The sequence below is a fragment of the Rubrimonas cliftonensis genome (assembly GCF_900107585.1).
Classification (GTDB): Bacteria; Pseudomonadota; Alphaproteobacteria; order Rhodobacterales; family Rhodobacteraceae; genus Rubrimonas; species Rubrimonas cliftonensis.
The window spans coordinates 54,112-72,530 of record NZ_FNQM01000011.1; the positions used below are offsets into that span (position 1 = coordinate 54,112).

An 18,419-nucleotide genomic window follows, 5' to 3' on the forward strand; every position below is an offset into this window, starting at 1 on the left:
TCACCGCTCCACCAGTTTCACGCGGGTGTTGTACCAGTTCATGACGCCGGAGATGAGCAGCGACACCGTGAGGTAGAACGCCATCAGCAGCAGGATGCACTCCATCTCGCGCCCGGTCTGGTTCAGCGTGATGCCGCCCAGCGTGCCGGTCGCGTCCATGTAGCCCACAGCGATGGCCAGCGAGCTGTTCTTGGTGAGGTTGAGATACTGCGAGATCAGTGGCGGAACGATCACGCGCAGCGCCTGCGGCAGCACCACGAGGCTCATCGCCCGGTTCGGGCGCAGCCCGAGGGCGTAGGCGGCCTCGCTCTGGCCGTGGCTGACCGCCAGGATGCCGGCGCGCACGGTCTCGGCGATGAAGGCGCCGGTGTAGAGCGACAGCGCCAGCCACATCGCCACGAGGCTGTCGCGCAGGAAGAAGCCGCCGCGGAAGTTGAAGCCGGCGAGTTCGGGCAGCTCCAGATCGATCGGCCGGCCGAGGGCGAGGAACGCCAGCGTCGCCGGCGCGACCAGCAGGGCGAGGCCGGCCCAGAACACGGGGAACTGCTCGCCGGTCTCGGCCTGGCGCTTCGCCGCCCAGCGCCTGAGCAGGAAAAGTCCCGCGAGCGACGCGAGGAAGATCGCGACGATCGGCGTCGAGCCTTCCCCGAAGATCGGCGCGGGAACGTAGAGGCCGCGGTTGGTGGCGACGAAGGCCCCGGTCTCGACGCCGCGGAAGGCGCTCGGCGCCGGCAGCGTCTCGTTGACCGCCGCGGCGATCATCAGGATCCAGATCAGCAGCGGCACGTTGCGGAACGCCTCGACATAGACGGCCATGAGCCGCGAGACGATCCAGTTCTTCGAAAGGCGCAGCACCCCCGCCACCACGCCGATCACCGTGGCCGTGACGATGCCCATCGCCGCGACGAGCAGGGTGTTGAGGATGCCGAGCAGCGCCGCGCGGGCGTTGCTGTCGCGGCTGTCGTACTCGATCAGGCGCTGGTTGATGTCGTAGGACGCCGGCTGCCAGAGGAACGAGAAGTTGAAGTCCTTGCCCAGCGCCTCAAGGTTGCGAACGGCGTTGCTGGCGAGCCAAGCGACGGCGAGCATCACGAGCATCAGGGCGATGGTCTGGATGAACGTCGAGCGGTAGCGCGCGTCGTTCCAGAGCATGTCGACGCGGAAACTCTCCTGCGGCGGCGTTGCGGTCATGCTCATGAGCAGTCTCCCCGATCGGCGGCCGCTGTCGCGGCGTCAACGCGTCGCCCGGGCGCGGCCTGCGCGCCCGGGCGGGGTCCGATCAGCGGAAGGGCGCCGCGTAGAGGATGCCGCCCTTGGTGTAGAGGGCGTTCAGGCCGCGGGCGAGGCCGACCGGCGTGCTCTCGCCGATGTAGCGGTCGAACACCTCGCCGTAATTGCCGACCTGGGAGATCACCTTAACGGCCCAGTCCTTCTCGAGGCCGAGCATGGCGCCGTACTCGCCCTCGGTGCCGAGCAGGCGGTTGACCTCGGGGTTGTCGGTCGGGCCCGCCGCGAGCTCGGCTACGTTCGCGGAGGTGACGCCGAGCTCCTCGGCGATGACCATCGCGTTGAAGGTCCAGCGGACGATGTCGCCCCACTCGGGGTCGCCGTGCCGCACGAGCGGGCCGAGCGGCTCCTTGGAGATGATCTCGGGCAGGATGATGTGGTCGGTCGGCGCCTCGAAGGTCGAGCGCGTGGCGGCGAGGCCGGACGCGTCGGTGGTGTACACGTCGCAGGCGTTGGCGAGGTACTTCTGCTGCGCCTCGGCGTTGGTCTCGATCGGCACCGGGTCGTAGCTCATGTTGTTGGCGCGGAAATAGTCCGCGAGGTTGAGCTCGGTCGTGGTGCCGGTCTGGATGCAGACGGTGGCGCCGTCCAGCTCGAGCGCGGAGGTCACGCCGAGCGCCTTCGGCACCATGAAGCCCTGGCCGTCATAGTAGTTCACGCCGACGAACTCGAACTTGAGGTCGACGTCGCGGGAGAACGTCCAGGTCGTGTTGCGGGCGAGCATGTCGATCTCGCCGGAGGCCAGCGCGGTGAAGCGCGTCTTGCCGGTGGTGGGCGTGAACTGCGCGGCCTGGGCGTCGCCGAAGATGGCGGCGGCGACGGCGCGGCATACGGCGACGTCGAACCCGGCCCAGCTGCCGTCGGCCTCCGTGTAGGAGAAGCCGGCGACGCCTGACGAGACGCCACACTGAAGATTGCCGCGCGACTTCACGTCGTCGAGCGTGGCGGCGGCCGCGCCTGACGCTGCGAGCGCGACGGCGCTCGCGACGGCGCCGGCGATGATCGTCGGTGTCATGGAAAACCTCTTCCCTGTTGCCCGGTCCCGGGCGTTCGTCATTCCTTCATGCGCCGCCGTGATTACGGTTCGGCGCACATGTGTCAGGCACAAGATCAATGCGCTCAACGCGCGTCAAGCGGCGCAGCGCGTTCACAAAGGTTAAAGCCGCGAAATTCATCAACCCGCCAAACTCAGCACGCACAATGCGCTTTCGGAGAGCGCAAGGGCGCAAACTGCGCCTGCCGGCTGCGTCGCCCCTGCAGCGTCACGAATGATTGGCGCGAGCCATGCTATTTTCGCATGACAGGCTTGCATTCAATGGGATGACGTGACTGAATTGCGACGTCTTATATAAAGCAGCGAAAACGACGGACGGTCTGGCAGCGCTCCGACGCGCCGACAGGTGGAGAACTTGCATGTTTGACGAGATGGACGCCCTCGCCTGGGGTCAGGCTCAGGGCGATCGGGCGCGGAAGCTGTTCAGCGCCGTCGTTCTGGCGGTGCTCGACGATGCGGTGCGCGACGAGAAGAAGATCGGCCCCGGCGCGGGCGTCGAGAGCATCACGCGTTGGGCGCGCAGCAAGGACGGGCGGCTCGTGCTGTCCTGCGCCGGCATCGACCCCACCGAGCGCGCGGTCGGCGGGCTTGCGGAATTCGTCCGCCGCGGCGAGCGCGTGTCGAGCGCGCTGCGTCTCGGCGACGGCGACGCCATGGCCGCCTGAACCCCGCACCGCCGCGTCGACGAAGCGCCGGTCCGTTCGGGCCGGCGCCTGCTTTTCGAGGGGCCGGATCCGCCATCGGCCCTCAGACCACGAACTGCGTCCGCGCGCTCGCCCACCAACCGACGGCGTGCTCGATCGGCTCGCCGCTCATGTCGAGGTTCAGCGCCTCGACGCGCAGGACCGGCTGGCTCTCGATCTGCCGAAGCTGCGCGGCGACCTTGCGGGAGGGCGAACGCGCCGTGATCCGCGTCCATTCCCGCGTGTAGTCGATGACGCCGTAGCGCCGGAGCGACGCCGTGATCGAGCGCGTCTCGTCGAAATCCTGCGCAAGCCGCGGAAACCTGGCGGCCGGAAACGAGTGGGCGGCGTAGAGCACCGGCAGCCCGTCCACCTCGCTGACCATCTCCAGCACCAGAACCTCGGCGCCCGGCCGAAGCCGCAAGTGCTCCGCCTCGCGATCGTCGGGGGCCCTCGCCTCCGAGCGGACGAGCCGGTGCGCGGGCGTCCGGCCAAGCTCGGTGACGTTCTGGCTGAAGCGGACGCGCTGCCCGAGCCGATAGTCCACGACGCCCTCGGCGACATAGGCGCCCGAGCCGCGCCTCACTGAGATGGCGCCCTCGGCCGTCATCTCCGCCAGCGCGCGCCGAACGGTGTGCCGGTTCACGCCGAAGCGTTCCGAGAGCTCCTTCTCCGTCGGAAGGCGATCGCCGGTCTTGTAGAGGCCTTCGGTGATCTCGCCGCGCAGCGTTTCGTGGATTTTTCGCCAGATGGCCATGGAGCCTGCTTCCTACGCGCGCCCGCGCGAAAGCGGAGGTCGCGTCTTCTTGATTTTGGCGATGGCGTACCCGCCCTGTCGAGCCGGGTGCGAATCACAGCGCCCTCACTGCGGGGAACAGACTAATTTACTGATGCCTGCGCAATGGCTTCTGTCGATTTGTATATGCCGACGCAGCCATGTGGCGATGCAAGCGGCTGGTCAGGAGACCCCGAAGCGCGCCGCAAGCCGCCGACGCGCAGCCGGGACGGGAGCGCCGCGCGGCTCGATGCGCTCCAGGAAGCAGCCGGTGAGCCGCAGCGCCGCGGCGACGTCCTCGGGCGCCGCGAGGCCGCCGTCGCGCAGGAAGGCCGGCAGCGCCAGCAGCCGCTCGGCATAGGGCGCGCCGGCCTGCGCGCTGACCGCGCGCCCGGTGCGCGGCGACACCCAGACGAGGTTCTCCGTCGCTCCCGTGGCGGCGCAGGCGCTGAGGTCGAGCCCGTAGCCGAGCGCGGAGAGCAGCCCCAGCTCCCAGCGCGCATAGGCCGCAGCCCAGCCCTGCGCGTTGTCGCCGCCCGGGTCCGCCAGGCGGTCGAAGAGCGCGCGCGTGGCGGCGTAGAGCTCCGGGCAGGGCTCGCGCTCGGGCGTCAGCGTCGTCAGCAGCGCCGCGGCGGAGGAAAGCGCGGCGAGCGCGCCGGCGTCCGCCATGACCGCGCCCGCCCGGTCGCGCGCCGTCTCCACCCGTGCGGCGCCCAGATGCGCCTCCAGCCGCGCACGGTATTCGAGGCGGATGTCGGCGCCGGGCTGGAGCGCGGCGCGCCGCCGCCCGCCGCCGCCCTTGACCACGGCGGCCACCCGGCCATGGACTGCGGTCAGCGCGTCGAGCACGGCGTCGCCCTCGCCATGGCGGCGGGTCGAGAGCAGAAGCGCCTCGTCGGCCCATACGATCATCGCCAGCCCCTCGTCCGCCCGACCGTCGCCCGCCCGACCGACCGTCGTCCGACAGGGTCGCGCGCCTAGGCCGCTAGACCGCGGCCCTTCAGCATCGCCGCGGGCTCCGGCGCCCGGCCGCGGAACGCCTTCCACGCCTCGGCCGCGTCGCGCGAGCCGCCGACGGAGAGGATCTCCGCCTCCAGCCGCCGCGCCGTCTCGGGGTCGAACGGGTCGCCCGCCTCCTCGAAGGCCGCGTAGGCGTCGGCGTCCATCACCTCCGACCACATGTAGCTGTAGTAGCCCGAGGCGTAGCCCTCGCCGGCGAAGACGTGCTGGAAGTGGGACGAGCGGTGGCGCATCCCGACCTCCGCAGGCATGCCGATCGCGGCCAGCGCCGCCGCCTCGGCCGCCAGCGGATCGGCGGGCGGCGCGCCCTCGTGGAGCGCAAGGTCGACCAGCGCCGAGCCCACATACTCCACTGTCGCAAAGCCCTGATTGAAGGTCTCCGCCGCGCGCAGCCGCGCGATGAGGTCCGCCGGCATCGCCTCGCCTCGGGCGTTCACCGCGTGCCGCGCCAGCACCTGCGGCTCGCCGAGCCAGTGCTCGAAGAGCTGCGACGGCAGCTCCACGAAATCGCGCGAGACCGACGTGCCGCTGACGGAGGGGTGCTCCACGTTCGACAGCAGGCTGTGCAGGCCGTGGCCGAGTTCGTGAAACAGCGTCCGGGCGTCGTCCCAGGTCAGCAGCGCCGGGCCGTCGCCGCCGCGCGCGAAGTTCATCACGTTGAGCACCACGGGCGCCTCGCCCATCAGCCGGTTCTGGCTGCGGAAGCTGGTGGACCAGGCGCCGGAGCGCTTCGAGGGACGGTTGAAGTAGTCGCCCATGAAGACGCCGACATGGGCGCCACCGCGCGTGACTTCCCACAACCGCACGTCGGGGTGATAGCGCGGCGCGTCGGGCAGCGGCGCGAAGCTCAGCCCGAACAGGCGCCCGGCCACGTCGAACGCCGCCTCGATCACCCGGTCAAGTTGCAGGTAGGGCTTCAGCTCGCCCTCGGAGAGCGCGTAGTCCTGCGCGCGCAGCTTCTCGGCGTAGAAGCGCCAGTCCCAGGCGGCGAGCGGGTGGTTGGCGCCGTCAGCGGCGATCAGCGCGCGCAGCCGCTCCGCCTCCTCGCCCGCCCGCGCCTTCGCCGCCGTCCACACCCGCTCCAGCAGGCCGCGCACGGCCTCGGGCGAACCCGCCATCTCGGTGTCGAGCTTGTAGGCGGCGTAGCTGGGGTAGCCGAGCAGCGCGGCGCGCTCGGCCCGCAGCGCCAGCGTCTCCGCGATCAGCGCTGCGGTGTCGGTCTCGCCGCCGTTCGCCCCGCGCGCCACCCACGCCGCCCAGGCCTTCTCGCGCAGGTCGCGCCGGGCGGAGAAGGTCAGGAACGGCTCGATCAGCGAGCGCGACAGCGTCACGACATGGCCTTCGACGCCCCGCGCCGAGGCCGCCCCGCGCGCGGCGTCCAGCACGAAGTCCGGCAGCCCCGCGAGGTCGTCGCCCTCCAGCGCCATCGACCACGCCCGCTCGTCGGCCAGCACGTTCTGGGAGAACTTCGTCCCGAGCGCCGCGAGCCGCTGCATGATCTCGCCCATGCGCGCCCTGCCCGCCGCGTCGAGCCGCGCGCCCGCGCGCACGAAGCGGCGGTGGGTGAGGTAGAGCACGCGGTCCTGCTCCGCCGTCAGGCCGAGGCCCTCGCGCCGCGCCGTAAGCGCCTCGACCCGAGCAAAAAGCGCGGGGTGGGTGAACGTCTGGGAGGCGTAGCGCGCCAGCCTCGGCGAGATTTCCGTCTGTATCGCCTCCAGCGCGTCGGAGCTGTCCGCGCCCACGAGATTGAAGAAGGTCGAGGCGGTGCGCGAGAGCAGGCGGCCCGAACGCTCCATCGCCGCGACCGTGTTGGCGAAATCGGGCTCCGCCGGGTCGGCGGCGATGGCGTCGCGCTCGGCCTCGGCCTGCGCCAGCCCCGCGTCGAACGCCTCACGGAAGTGGTCGGGGTTGATCGCCCCGAACGGGGGCAGGCCGAAGGGGCCGGTCCAGTCGGTCGTCAGCGGATTGGTCATGGTCGGGCCCTCGGCGAAAGATCGGCGCTCAACAGCTAGGCCGGATGACGCCTCCCCGCCAGATGGGGCCCGCCAGATGGGGCCCGCCAGATGGGGCCCGCCAGATGCGGCCCGCCAGACGCCCGCCGCCGCCTGAGGGGCGCGCTCAGGCGATGACCGCGGCGAGCGCGGCGGCGGCGGCGCGGCCGGAGGCGTAGGCGTCCGAGGCGTCCGGCCCGAGCAGCCAGTCGCCGCAGGCGACCAGACGCCCGTCCTGCGCGCAGGGCTGGCCCACCGGCCGCGAGACGCGCGCGTAGCGCCAGCGATGGGCGACGGCGTGCACTGGCGCGCCCACGCCCAGCGCCGCGCGCAGGGGCGCCAGCAGCGCCGCCGCCGCTGCCTCCTTGTCGAGCTCGAGATGCGCGCGCGTCCAGGCGAGGTCGGCGTGGGCGACCCAGCGGTCCGGCGTCGCGGCCCTGCCCGGCCGGCCCGCCATCGCGACGAGTTTCTCGAAGGGCGCGGCCTCCGGGCCCGTGAGCGCCGCAGGCGCGGCCACCTCGGCCTCCCATGCGGCCATCAGCGTCCAGCACGGGTCCATCTCCGCCGAGCGCGCCGCGGCGCTCACGGGCCCGGAGGCGGCGCAGAGCGCGGCCGTCTGGGGCGCCGGCGCGGCGCACACCACGGCGTCGAACGCCTCGCCGTCCACCGCCCACCCCGCGCCCGCCGGCGTCACCGCGGCGACGGTCGCGCCGTGGCGGATGTCGAGCCCCTGCGCCAGCGGCCCGACCAGCGCGCTCATGCCGGGCGTTCCGACCCAGCCCCCGCCATGGCGGGCCGCCGCGCCCGCGGCGCCGGCCTCCGCAAGATAGGCCGCCAGCGGCCCCTGGGCGTCGGGAACCTCCGGCGCGCCATGGTCGTATTCAAGACCGTCGCGCGTGCGCCGCGTCGCGAGCCTCCCGCCGAGCCCGCGGCTCTTCTCGAACACCGCGACCGCGCAGCCCCGTTCTGCGAGCGCCCGCGCGGCCGCCAGCCCCGCGATCCCGGCCCCGACGACTCCGACGCGCATGCCGCTCACGCGGCCTTTCGCTCCGGATAGAGCGCCAGCAGCCCCGCCTCGCTCGCCTCGGCCACGCCGCGCTCGGTGACGAGCCCGGTGACGAGCCGCGCAGGCGTCACGTCGAAGGCGGGGTTGGCCGCCGGAGAGCCCGGCGCGACCACGCGCACCGTGCGCACGCCCTCCGGGCCGAGACCCTGCACCTCCGTCACCTCCTCGGGGCGCCGCTCCTCGATGGGGATCTCGCTCAGCCCGTCGCGCACCGTCCAGTCGATCGTCGGCGAGGGCAGGCAGACGTAGAACGGCACGCTGCAATCCTTCGCCGCCAGCGCCTTGAGATAGGTGCCGATCTTGTTGCAGACGTCGCCCTCCCGCGTCGTGCGGTCGGTGCCCACGAAGCAGATGTCGACGTCGCCGCGCTGCATCAGGTGGCCGCCAGCGTTGTCCACGACCACCGTATGCGGCACCCCGTGCTGGCCGAGCTCCCACGCAGTGAGAAACCCGCCCTGGTTGCGGGGCCGCGTCTCATCAACCCAAACATGCACGTCGAGGCCCTTGTCGAAGGCCTGGTAGATCGGGCTGGTCGCCGTGCCCCAGTCGCAGGTGGCGAGCCAGCCCGCGTTGCAGTGGGTGAGGATGTTCACGCGGCCCTTGCGCGCCGCGATCTCCTCGATCAGAGGCAGGCCGTGGACGCCGATCATGCGGCAGAGCTCGACGTCCTCCTCAGCGATGGCGCGGGCGCGGGCGAAGGCGGCGGCTTCGCGCTCGGCCGGCGCCAGCGGGCGCAGCCGCGCGGCGACGTCGTCGATGGCCCAGCGCAGGTTCACCGCCGTCGGGCGCGAGCGGAACAGCCGGTCGTAGGCGGCGGAGAGGTTGGCGTCGGAGGGGTCTTCCCGCATCGCCAGCGCCAGCCCGTAGGCCGCCGTCGCTCCGATCAGCGGCGCGCCGCGCACCAGCATGTCGGCGATGGCGCGCACGGCCTCGGCCTCGCTCGGCAGCGCCATGGTCTCGAACGCGAAGGGAAGCCTCGTCTGATCGATGATGCGGACCTCTGGGCCCTGCGGCCCCTCGGACTCCCAGATCGGGCGGTGGTGCGTCCCGTTGACCTTCATCGCTGCCTCCTGCTGCCTCCCGCTCCATATAGCGGTTCGCGCCTGCGCTAGAAACCGCCCCACCGCGTCTCGACAATCCCGCGCCGGTCGCGGAGAACGGATGCGGAAGCGAAAGTCGGGGAGCCAGCAATGATCGGACGTCTCAACCATGTCGCCATCGCGGTGCCCGATCTCGCGGCCGGCGCGGCGCTCTACCGCGACACCCTGGGCGCGACCGTCTCAGCGCCGCAGGCGGAACCCGACCATGGCGTGACGGTGGTGTTCATCGAGCTGCCCAACACCAAGATCGAGCTGCTCGAACCGCTTGGCGAGGCCAGCCCCATCGCGGCCTTCCTCGCCAAGAACCCTTCCGGCGGCATCCACCATGTGTGCTACGAGGTCGACGACATCCTCGCCGCGCGCGACCGGCTGAAGACCGGCGGCGCCCGCGTGCTCGGCGACGGGGAGCCGAAGATCGGCGCCCATGGCAAGCCGGTGCTGTTCCTCCACCCCAAGGACTTCAACGGAACGCTGGTCGAGCTGGAGCAGGCCTGACCGCAGGGAGAACGCGCCGATGTCCTTCACATCCGCCCTCGTGCTGTACGCGGTGACGTGGTTCATCGTGCTCCTGATGCTGCTGCCGATCGGCGTGCGCAGCCAGGAGGAAGCCGGCGACGTCGCGCCGGGCACGCCGGCCGGCGCTCCGGAGACGCCCATGATCGGGCGCAAGATGCTGTGGGCGACGGGCGTTGCGGCGGTCGTGTGGGCAGTCGTCTACTGCGTCATCGTGTTCGGCGTGATCACGCGCGAGGACATCCGCGGCTTCGCGCCGTTCGACTGACGCGCGTGGCCCGGCGGCCCGAGCCGATCGCCTTCGACGGCGATCTCCTGCGCCTGCGCGTCACGCCGCGGGCGGCGGCCGAATCCATCGCCATGGCTCCCTGCGCGGAGGGCGAGACCCCTCTCGCCCTTGTCCGCGTCGCCGCACCGGCGGAGGGCGGCAAGGCGAACGCAGCCGTGATCGCGCTCGCCGCGAAGGCGCTCGGCGTCCCGAAGTCGGCCCTGACCATCGTTCGGGGCGAGACCGGCCGCGACAAGCTGCTGCGCATCGACCGGCGCTAGCGGCGCCCGCCGCGACGATCCTCGGCCCATCGCGTCGGCGCACGGCGTCGCGCAATAACCCTTTCCTGCGGGCCCGCGCGTGCTAACCTTCAAACACTTGCAACACGGGAGATCGCGCCATGAAGACCATCGTCCTCGCCGCCGCCGTCGCCGCGTTCGCCGGCGCCGCCTTCGCGCAGTGCTCGGGCTACAGCCCCAAGTCTGCGCAGACGCCGATCGTCGAGACGCCGACCGTCGGCAGCTGACCGACGCTCCGGGCGGCGGCCGCCGCCGCCCGATCATGCCGCGGCGCGCGCCGTCGCCCGGTGCAAGAGGTGCGTGGCGGCGGCCACGCCGACCATCGGCGCCAGAAGGTTGACGAAGGGCACCGACAGGGTCGCCGCCACGGCGGCGCCGATCAGGGTTGCGCCCAGACGCTCCCTCCGCCTGAGACGCCGGGCGTCGGTCGCACTCATGCGCCTGAAGGCCACCAGCTCCACATACTCGCGGCCGATCAGGTAACCGTTCAAAGTCAGGAAGACCGCTGGCGCGAAGGGCGGGAACAGCAGGTAGACCGCCAGCCCCAGCAGGTTCGCGACGATCATCAGACCCAGCAGCTTGACCGCGGCGCCCATCTGGCGCGCGAAGGGCACCGGGCTGGCCCGGCCGAGGCCGGGATACCTCCGCCGCTCCACCGCCTCCACCACGTCGTCGAGCAGCAGGCCGACGAAGAGCGCAGCGACGAAGGGCGTGAGAAACGCCGATGCGAGCGTCGCCGCAGCCAGGTAGGCGAAGAAGCCGAGCGCGCCGAAATCGATCGTGCCGATCCACGGGGCGTTCAGCGTCAGGTCGCCCCCGACGCCCAGCGCCCAGCCGAGCCCGACGACGCCGAGCGCGAGCAGCGCCAGCGTGAGCAGCGCCGCCTTCATCATGACGCCCCACAGCCTGGGGTCGCGCAGGTCGCCCAGCGCGCGCAGCAGATCGCCGGGCACGGGGTCAGCCTTCGAGATAGGTGGTCAGCGCGGCGATGTCGGGGCGGGGGCGTTCCGGAGGGGGCGCGGTCTCCTCGCCGATATGGATGAAGCCGGCGACGAATTCCGGCCCCGCCGCGCCCAGCGCCCCGAGGATTTCCGCGTCGCGCGCCATCCAGCCGCTCAGCCAGTTGGCGCCCCAGCCCGCCGCGAGCGCGGCGTTGAGCAGGCCGAGGCAGACCGCGCCGGCGGACATCAGCTGTTCCCACTCGGGGATCTTCTCCGAAGGCTTGGGCGACGCCAGCACCGCGACGACGACGGCGCCCTGCCCGAAGGCCGCGACGGCCTTCTCGATGGAGACCGCATCCTGCCCCAGCGCCGCGGCGCGGGCGCCGACGATCGTCGCCATCCGCGCCATGGCGGGCCGCTCCAGCGCCACGAAGCGCCACGGCTCGAGCTTACCGTGGTCCGGCGCGCGGGCGGCCAGCGTCAGCAGCATGGCGAGTTCGGCGCGGTCGGGGCCGCGCGTCCCCAGCGTCCTGGCCGGGCGGGACCGGCGGCGCGCGAGGAAGTCGAGCGCCGCCGCGTCGCGCGACAGGGGGGCGGCGAGCGCCGTCGCAGCTTGCATGTCGGCCATGGTCGGGTCTCCGGGCGTCGGGGCTGGAGCATGGTGCTGGCCCGCGGCGCCGGCGCTGTCAAGCGGCGGAGCGGTCCGTGGCCGGCGGCGTCATCCCTTCGTCCAGCCCTCGCGCTTGCGGTACAGCGTGGAGGGGCTGACCTCCAGAATCCGCGCCGCGCGCGGGATCGAGCCTTCGCAGGCTTCGATCGTCGCCTCGATGAATTCGCGCTCCATCTGCGCCAGCGCGGCGCCGACGAGCGGCCGCAGCCGGTCCCGCAGCGGGGGCGCGGCGTCCGCCGCCGGGGTGGGGGGCGCGGCGGCGGACGCGGGGTCGATCAGCCCGTCGCCGAGCCGAGCGGGAGACGCCGCGCCCTCCGCGATCCTGTCCGGCAGCATCGACAGCGTCACCGCGTCGCCGTCGCGCAGCACGGCGATGTTGCGCAGCACGTTCTGCAACTCGCGGATGTTGCCGGGCCAGCCGTAACCGAGGAACGCGGCCTCCACCTCCGGCGACAGCCGGCGGAACGCCTTGCCCTCCTCACCGGCGTAGCGCGCGAGCAGCGCTTCGCCGATCTCGACGACGTCGCGCCCGCGCTCGCGCAGCGGAGGCAGGTGCACCGGCACGACGAACAGGCGGTAGAAAAGGTCCGAACGGAAGCGCCCCGCGGCGACCTCCGCCTGCGGGTCGCGATTGGTGGCGCAGACGATGCGCACGTCGACCTTGCGCGCCGTCGCCGAGCCGACCGGCTGGATCGAGCCGCTCTGCAGGAAGCGCAGCAGCTTGGTCTGGAGGTTCGGCTCCATCTCGCAGACCTCGTCGAGAAACAGCGTGCCGCCGTCCGCCGCCTGGGCGGCGCCGGGCTTGTCGGCGATGGCGCCGGTGAAGGAGCCCTTTAGGTGGCCGAACACCTCCGATTCGATCAGGTCGCGCGGGATGGCGCCGCAGTTCAGCGGTATGAAGGCGGCGTCGCGGCGCGGCGACTCGGCATGGATCGCCTGCGCGCAGACCTCCTTGCCGGTGCCGCTCTCACCGGTGATGAACACGGTGGCGGTGGAGCGGGCGACCTCGCGCACGGTCTCCTGGATCTCGCGCATCGTCTCGGAGGAGCCGATGAAGCCGGCCAGCCCCGGTCGCGTCTCGGCCACGCGCGGGCCGGACGGGGCGCGGGCCATGGCCACGGCCGCCTCCACCGAGCGCAGCAGCCGCGCCTCGTCGAAGGGCTTCACGAGGAAGTCGTGCGCCCCGCCGCGCATGGCCGCGACCGCGCGGTTGATCGAGCCGTTGGCCGTGATCACGATGGCGGCCACGTCGGGGTCGGCGGCGCGCATCTCGCGCAGGACGTCCAGCCCGTCTCCATCCGGCAGCATGAGGTCGAGCAGCACGACCCGGTGGCGATGCTCGGAATGCCGGGCCACCGCCTCCGCGGCGGTCATCGCGCAGTGCACGTCAAGGCCGGCCTTGCGCAGGAGGGCCGCGTAATAGGCGGATAGCGAGGGAGTGTCCTCGACGAGGAGGATCGGCCCAACGCCCGTCGCATCCTGCATGACGGCCATGGCGGCCCTAGCGGCCGAAGTCCTCGAGCTGGCCCTTCACGAACGCGCGAACCGCACCGATCTGGCCGACCGCCTGTCGGGCAAGGGGCATGAGGTCGCCCGAGCCGCGGCCCGACGCGATGCCGGAGACCTTCTGGGCCAGCACCTGCAACGGCGTGGCGCCGATCGCCCCGGCCACCGAGATCAGGACGTGCGACGCGGCGGCGATCTCGTCGCGGCTTCCGTCCGAGACGCCGCTGCTGAGACGGTCGTGGGCGGCCGCGAGGTCGCCATCGATCTTTCCGAGCAGGTCGGCCATCGCGTCCTCGCCGATGGCGTCCTTGAGCTGGCCGTAGATCTCCATCGAGACGATGGCGGTCGCCGGTCCTTCGGGCTGCTCGACTCGCGGCGGCTCTGCGGCGGCCGCCCGCCCGACGCCAGCCCCGCCGCGGTCGGCGAGATTGACGATGTCGCGCCCGAACTGCTCGATGCCCAGCAGCGGCTTCGGAATCAGGCCGTCCGCTCCAGCCTCGGTGATCTTCTCGCGGTGCTCGCGCAGCGCGTAGGCGGTGACGGCGATCACCGGCGCGTCGCACAGCGGCGCCGTCGAGTTGCGGATCGACCGGATCACGTCGAGGCCCGAGACGCGCGGCATCTCGATGTCGATCAGGAATAGGTCGTAGGGGGCCGCCGCGATCATCTCGAGCGCCTCGGCCCCGTCATTGGCGACGTCCACCTTGGCGCCCAGCGCGTCGAGCATCTGGGTGGCGACCATCTGGTTGGTGATGTTGTCCTCGGCGAGGAGCACGCGCTTGTCGCGGAGCCATCCGACGCCAGCGCCAGACGCCTTGTTCTTGCCCGACGTCATCACCGCCATCCCCACCCCCAGAGCACAAAGAGCCCGCAGTTTTCAGCGCCCGGGCGCGCGCCGTCAACAAGAGGCTCTTCCAGCCTCGCCACGCGGCGTCCCGACACTTCGGCCCCTTTCGACGTCCACCGACGCTCCATCAGCGACGTGATGGAAACCACATAAAATGGCGCGGGTTAATGAAGCGAGAATATTGCAGGTTGAACCGTAGCGCCGCACACAATCAGGCCATTTCGCCGAGGCCCGCGCGCCCGAGGGCGGCGCCGATCTCGTCGAGCACCGCAGGGTCGTCGATCGTCGCCGGCGCGCGCGGCTCGGCCCCGTCGGCGATGCGCGCCATCACCCCCCGCAACACCTTGCCGGAACGGGTTTTCGGCAGGCGCGCCACGACGATGGCGGTCTTGAAGGCGGCCACCGGGCCGATGCGTTCGCGCACCAGCGCCACGCATTCCGCCGCGACGGCGTCGTGCGGACGGTCGCAGCCGGCGTTCAGGCACAGGAACCCCACCGGCTGCTGGCCCTTGAGCGCGTCCGCCGCGCCGATCACGGCGCATTCGGCGACGTCGGGGTGACTCGCCAGCACCTCCTCCATCGCGCCGGTGCTGAGCCGGTGGCCGGCCACGTTGATCACGTCGTCGGTGCGCGCCATGACGTAGATGTAACCGTCCTCGTCCGCCATGCCGGCGTCGCCGGTCTCGTAGTAGCCGGGATAGGTCGAGAGATAGCTCTTGCGGAAGCGCTCGTCGGCGTTCCACAGCGTGGGCAGGCAGCCCGGCGGCAGCGGCAGGCGAATCGCGATCGAGCCCAGCGTCCCCACCGGCGCCGGCGTCCCCGTCTCGTCTAGGATCGCGACGTCGTAGCCCGGCATCGGCACGGCGGGCGAGCCGTGCTTGACGGGAAGCAGTTCGATCCCGACCGGGTTGGCGGCGATCGCCCAGCCCGTCTCGGTCTGCCACCAGTGGTCGATGACCGGCACGCCGAGCGCCCGCTCGGCCCAGGCGATGCTGTCGGGGTCGGCCCGCTCGCCCGCCAGGAACAGCGTCCTGAGCGTCGAAAGGTCGAAACCGGCGGGGAGCCTGCCCTCGCTGTCCTCGCGCTTGATGGCGCGCAGGGCGGTCGGCGCGGTGAACAGCGCCTTGACGCGGCGCTGCGAACAGATGCGCCAATAGATGGCGGCGTCGGGCGTGCCCACCGGCTTGCCCTCGAAGAGAATCGTCGTCGCGCCGACGATCAGCGGCGCATAGACGATGTAGCTGTGGCCGACGACCCAGCCGACGTCGGACGCCGCCCAGAACACGTCCCCGGCCCCGATGTCGTAGATGTTGGCCATGCTCCAGGCCAGCGCGACCATGTGCCCGCCGGACGAGCGAACCACGCCCTTCGGCGCGCCGGTCGTGCCGGAGGTGTAGAGGATGTAGAGCGGATGCGAGCCCTTGAGCTGGGCGCATTCGCTGAAAGGCGCGTCGGCGACCGCGGCATCCCAGTCGACGTCGCGCTCGGGGTCGAGCTCGGCGGCGAGCTGCGCCCGCTGCTTGACGATGCAGAACTTCGGCTTGTGCTTCGCCATCGCGATGGCGCCGTCGAGCAGAGGCTTGTACGGCACCATCCGGCTCGGCTCGACGCCGCAGGAGGCCGACAGCACCGCCTTGGGCTTCGCGTCGTCGATGCGCACCGCCAGCTCGTTGGCGGCGAAGCCGCCGAACACGACCGAATGGATGGCGCCGATGCGCGCGCAGGCGAGCATCGCCACGACCGCCTCGGGGATCATCGGCATGTAGATGAGCACGCGGTCTCCGGCCTTCACGCCGCGCGCCTCGAGCGCGCCGCCCAGGCGCGCGACGCGCTCCTGCAGCTCGGCGTAGCTGATCTCGGCGCTCGAGCCGGTCACGGGGCTCTCGTGGATCAGCGCCGTGCGGTCTCCCGCTCCCGCCGCGACATGGCGATCGACGGCGTTCCAGCAGGTGTTCGCCACGCCGTCCGTGAACCAGTCGTAGAACGGCTTGCGGCGGTCGTCGAGCGCGCGCGTCGGCCTGTCGAACCAGTCGACCGCCCCGGCGGCGCGCAGCCAGAAAGCTTCGGGATCAGCGCGCCACGCGCCGTAGATTTCCTTGTAGGTCGCCATGCCTATCCCCCCCGGACCGTTCTTGACGTATTTGTCGGTCGCCATGGAAGGTCGTAGTCTCAACATCGCGCGCGGTGCAATTCGGCGAGACGCCGCGCCGTCAGCCGGAGGTTTTCGCGATGCACGATGACAGCGATCCGACGCCGGTCGCGGACGGTCCGCTCTGCGCGCTGATCGCCGACGATAACGAGATCAACCGCATCGTCATCACCGAAATGCTCTCGCATTTCGGAGTGCGCAGCGTTGAGGCTGCGGGCGGCGAGGAGGCGATCGCCCTGCGGACGGAGCATGACTTCGACCTGCTGCTGCTCGACATCTCGATGCCGAACGTCGACGGTCCGGCCGCCTTGAAGGCGATCCGCGAGAGCGAGGCGCGGCTCGGCCTGCCCCGCGCGCCCGCAGTGGCCTGCACCGCCCATGCGCTGCCAGAGGACGCGGCCGCTCTGGTCGAGCTCGGTTTCGACGCCTGCCTGATCAAGCCCCTGACGCTGGAGGCTGTGGCGGACGTCCTGCGCGCGACATGCGGCCTTCCGTGACGCAGGCGGGGCTCCCGCGGCCGGTTCAGAACGCGCCTTCGTAGGCCCGCCGGCCGATCGCCGCGGCGATGAGCGTGAAGCGGTCGCGACCGAGCGACGCCGCTACCTCGCGCTCCACCGCCGAGGCGTCGCGCGCCCAGGCGCCATGGCCGCCGAAGGCCGCCGCGACCGCCGGCCAGTCCGTCCCTGGGAAGTCCACGCCGAGGTTCGGCAGGCCGGCGCCGCGCTGCTTCATCTCGATCAGCGTCAGGCTCTCGTCGACCATGACCAGCACCGCAAGCGGCGCCGCGAGATCGCGCAGCGTGGCGAGTTCGCCGAGCACCATCTCCAGCCCCGCGTCGCCCATGACGGCGAGCACCGGCCGGTCGGCCGCCGCGATCCGCGCGCCGATCGCCAGCGGCAGCGCGACGCCCATGGTGCAGAAGGCCGCGCTCTGGAGCAGGCTGCGCGGCGCCGCGCAGCGCCACATCTGGCTGAGCAGGATGCGATGGGCGCCGCTGTCGGCGGTCACGACCGCATCCGCCGGCAGGGCCCGCGCGGCGGCGGCGAAAGCGGCGTGCGGGCCCCATTCGGGCCGGTCCCCGAACGCCTCGTCCAGCGCCGCGCGCGCCGCAGCCGGCTCGCCGCCGGGCCAGGACGGCGCATTCGGCGCCAGCCCGTCGCCCAAAGCGGCGACGCCGGCGGCGACGTCGCCCACGAACGACACGGCGGCGCCGTGCATGCCGTGGCGGTTCGGCAGGTGGTCGAGCGCGACGCAGACCTCCGGCGCCCAGGGGTCGCGCCAGCCGGGCCGCATCTCGATGGGGTCGTAGCCTGCGGTCAGCACACAGTCCGCCTGCGCGAGCAGCGGCAGCACGATGCGGTCCGATTTCGGCGAGAGACCGTGGCCGCCGAGGCTGAGCGGGCGCCCCTCGTCCATCAGCCCCTTGGCCTTGTAGGTCGTCACGAGCGGCGCGCCGAGCCGCTCGCAGAGCGCCGTGAGCGCCGGCCCGGCGCCATGGGCGACCGCGCCGAGCCCCGCCACGACGACCGGCCTGCGGGCGGCGGCGAGGCGGGCGCGCGCGGCCGCCAGCGCCGGGCCGGGAGCGGGCGCCATCGGCGCGGCGGGCGGCGTCAGGCGAGCGCGCGGCGCCGGCTGCGGTCGCGCGGCGAGGCTCACGGGGATGTCGATGTGCACCGGCCCCTGCGGGTCGGCCAGCGCAATGGCCAGGGCCTTGTCCACCATCGTCGCCACGGCGCCGTCGACCAGCCGGAAGCTCGCCTTGGTCACGGGGCGCATCAGCGCCTGCTGGTCGAGCACCTGATGGGTGTAGCGCTCCGCCTCCGCCGCATCGACGCAGCCCGACAGCACGATGAGCGGAACCTGCTCCTGCAGGGCGTTGAGGGTGGCGTTCACCGCGTTGGCGAGCCCCGGCCCGATGGTGGCGAGCAGCACGCCCGGCGCGCCGGTCATCGCCCAGGTCGCCTCGGCCATCACCGCGCCGGCGTTCTCGTGCTTGACGAGCCGGAACGCGACGCCGGCGGCGTCCAGCGCCTGCATCATCGCAAGCACCTCGCCGCCGGGCACGCCGAAGGCATGGCGGCAGCCGGCTTCGGCGAGGCGCGACGCCACGATCTCCACGGCGCTCGGCCGCTCCTGCATGTTCGCCATCTTCCAGCCCTCCCGCGCTCCGGGCCGGGGCGCGGGCGGCATCATGGCCGGCGGCGGGCCTCAGGCAAGGGCCGCGACGGCGCGCTCAGCCGAACGTGCGCG

The 18,419-nt window shown here is 72.2% G+C and carries 19 protein-coding genes; 6 read left to right on the forward strand and 13 right to left on the reverse strand.

The genetic code is table 11. The features are described 5' to 3' along the window. On the reverse strand, window positions 1-1,197 hold the full coding sequence (locus BLW43_RS15475; RefSeq protein WP_093254816.1) for an amino acid ABC transporter permease: 1,197 nt from the start codon (window positions 1,195-1,197) through the stop codon (window positions 1-3). An 82-nt stretch (window positions 1,198-1,279) separates the two neighbouring features. Further along, window positions 1,280-2,302 carry an amino acid ABC transporter substrate-binding protein gene (locus tag BLW43_RS15480; RefSeq protein ID WP_093254818.1) on the reverse strand — a complete coding sequence of 341 codons (1,023 nt, stop codon included), beginning with the start codon at window positions 2,300-2,302 and terminating at the stop codon, window positions 1,280-1,282. 398 nt (window positions 2,303-2,700) lie between these two features. Between BLW43_RS15480 and BLW43_RS15485 the strand changes: the two genes are divergently transcribed. Next, on the forward strand, window positions 2,701-3,006 hold the full coding sequence (locus tag BLW43_RS15485) for a DUF6280 family protein (RefSeq protein WP_093254819.1): 306 nt from the start codon (window positions 2,701-2,703) through the stop codon (window positions 3,004-3,006). Window positions 3,007-3,088: 82 nt separating this feature from the next. Here the strand turns inward: BLW43_RS15485 and phnF are convergent, their stop codons facing one another. From phnF to mtnA, 5 genes are all read right to left on the reverse strand, one after another. Next, window positions 3,089-3,781 carry a phosphonate metabolism transcriptional regulator PhnF gene (gene phnF, locus BLW43_RS15490; RefSeq protein ID WP_093254820.1) on the reverse strand — a complete coding sequence of 231 codons (693 nt, stop codon included), beginning with the start codon at window positions 3,779-3,781 and terminating at the stop codon, window positions 3,089-3,091. 201 nt (window positions 3,782-3,982) lie between these two features. After that, entirely contained in the window at window positions 3,983-4,711 is a 729-nt protein-coding gene (gene recO, locus BLW43_RS15495) for a DNA repair protein RecO (RefSeq protein ID WP_217632202.1), read from the reverse strand. A 65-nt stretch (window positions 4,712-4,776) separates the two neighbouring features. Further along, window positions 4,777-6,792, reverse strand: coding sequence for a M3 family metallopeptidase (locus tag BLW43_RS15500; protein ID WP_093254821.1), 2,016 nt, complete (start codon window positions 6,790-6,792; stop codon window positions 4,777-4,779). A 145-nt stretch (window positions 6,793-6,937) separates the two neighbouring features. Beyond that, window positions 6,938-7,837, reverse strand: coding sequence for an NAD(P)/FAD-dependent oxidoreductase (locus BLW43_RS15505; protein ID WP_245731082.1), 900 nt, complete (start codon window positions 7,835-7,837; stop codon window positions 6,938-6,940). Between the two features lie 5 nt (window positions 7,838-7,842). Further along, a complete protein-coding gene (gene mtnA / locus BLW43_RS15510; protein ID WP_093254824.1) occupies window positions 7,843-8,937 on the reverse strand; it encodes an S-methyl-5-thioribose-1-phosphate isomerase in 1,095 nt (364 codons plus the stop codon). A 129-nt stretch (window positions 8,938-9,066) separates the two neighbouring features. Between mtnA and mce the strand changes: the two genes are divergently transcribed. The 4 genes from mce (at window position 9,067) to BLW43_RS24615 (ending at window position 10,283) form a co-directional block, all read left to right on the forward strand. Continuing rightward, on the forward strand, window positions 9,067-9,471 hold the full coding sequence (gene mce / locus BLW43_RS15515) for a methylmalonyl-CoA epimerase (RefSeq protein ID WP_093254825.1): 405 nt from the start codon (window positions 9,067-9,069) through the stop codon (window positions 9,469-9,471). Window positions 9,472-9,490: 19 nt separating this feature from the next. After that, window positions 9,491-9,757: a DUF1467 family protein gene (locus tag BLW43_RS15520; protein WP_093254826.1), complete on the forward strand. Its 267-nt coding sequence runs from the start codon at window positions 9,491-9,493 to the stop codon at window positions 9,755-9,757. 5 nt (window positions 9,758-9,762) lie between these two features. After that, on the forward strand, window positions 9,763-10,038 hold the full coding sequence (locus BLW43_RS15525; RefSeq protein ID WP_245731071.1) for a DUF167 domain-containing protein: 276 nt from the start codon (window positions 9,763-9,765) through the stop codon (window positions 10,036-10,038). Between the two features lie 119 nt (window positions 10,039-10,157). Further along, entirely contained in the window at window positions 10,158-10,283 is a 126-nt protein-coding gene (locus BLW43_RS24615; RefSeq protein WP_281243543.1) for a hypothetical protein, read from the forward strand. 33 nt (window positions 10,284-10,316) lie between these two features. Here the strand turns inward: BLW43_RS24615 and BLW43_RS15530 are convergent, their stop codons facing one another. The 5 genes from BLW43_RS15530 to BLW43_RS15550 form a co-directional block, all read right to left on the reverse strand. Next, complete coding sequence (locus BLW43_RS15530) at window positions 10,317-11,009, reverse strand: EI24 domain-containing protein (protein WP_175478942.1); 693 nt, start codon at window positions 11,007-11,009, stop codon at window positions 10,317-10,319. 4 nt (window positions 11,010-11,013) lie between these two features. After that, window positions 11,014-11,625: a nitroreductase family protein gene (locus BLW43_RS15535; protein ID WP_245731072.1), complete on the reverse strand. Its 612-nt coding sequence runs from the start codon at window positions 11,623-11,625 to the stop codon at window positions 11,014-11,016. 90 nt (window positions 11,626-11,715) lie between these two features. Next, the gene (locus tag BLW43_RS15540; protein WP_217632203.1) at window positions 11,716-13,161 is read right to left on the reverse strand and encodes a sigma-54-dependent transcriptional regulator; all 1,446 of its coding nucleotides are present in this window, start codon (window positions 13,159-13,161) and stop codon (window positions 11,716-11,718) included. A 7-nt stretch (window positions 13,162-13,168) separates the two neighbouring features. Further along, window positions 13,169-14,008 carry a response regulator gene (locus BLW43_RS15545; RefSeq protein ID WP_175478943.1) on the reverse strand — a complete coding sequence of 280 codons (840 nt, stop codon included), beginning with the start codon at window positions 14,006-14,008 and terminating at the stop codon, window positions 13,169-13,171. A 223-nt stretch (window positions 14,009-14,231) separates the two neighbouring features. Then, the gene (locus tag BLW43_RS15550) at window positions 14,232-16,175 is read right to left on the reverse strand and encodes an AMP-binding protein (RefSeq protein WP_175478944.1); all 1,944 of its coding nucleotides are present in this window, start codon (window positions 16,173-16,175) and stop codon (window positions 14,232-14,234) included. Between the two features lie 74 nt (window positions 16,176-16,249). Here BLW43_RS15550 and BLW43_RS15555 point away from each other — a divergent pair, with 74 nt between their 5' ends. Further along, entirely contained in the window at window positions 16,250-16,666 is a 417-nt protein-coding gene (locus BLW43_RS15555; RefSeq protein ID WP_139284088.1) for a response regulator, read from the forward strand. A 25-nt stretch (window positions 16,667-16,691) separates the two neighbouring features. Here BLW43_RS15555 and BLW43_RS15560 read toward each other — a convergent pair whose 3' ends face one another. Then, complete coding sequence (locus BLW43_RS15560) at window positions 16,692-18,317, reverse strand: thiamine pyrophosphate-binding protein (protein WP_217632204.1); 1,626 nt, start codon at window positions 18,315-18,317, stop codon at window positions 16,692-16,694. Window positions 18,318-18,419: the final 102 nt, after the last annotated feature.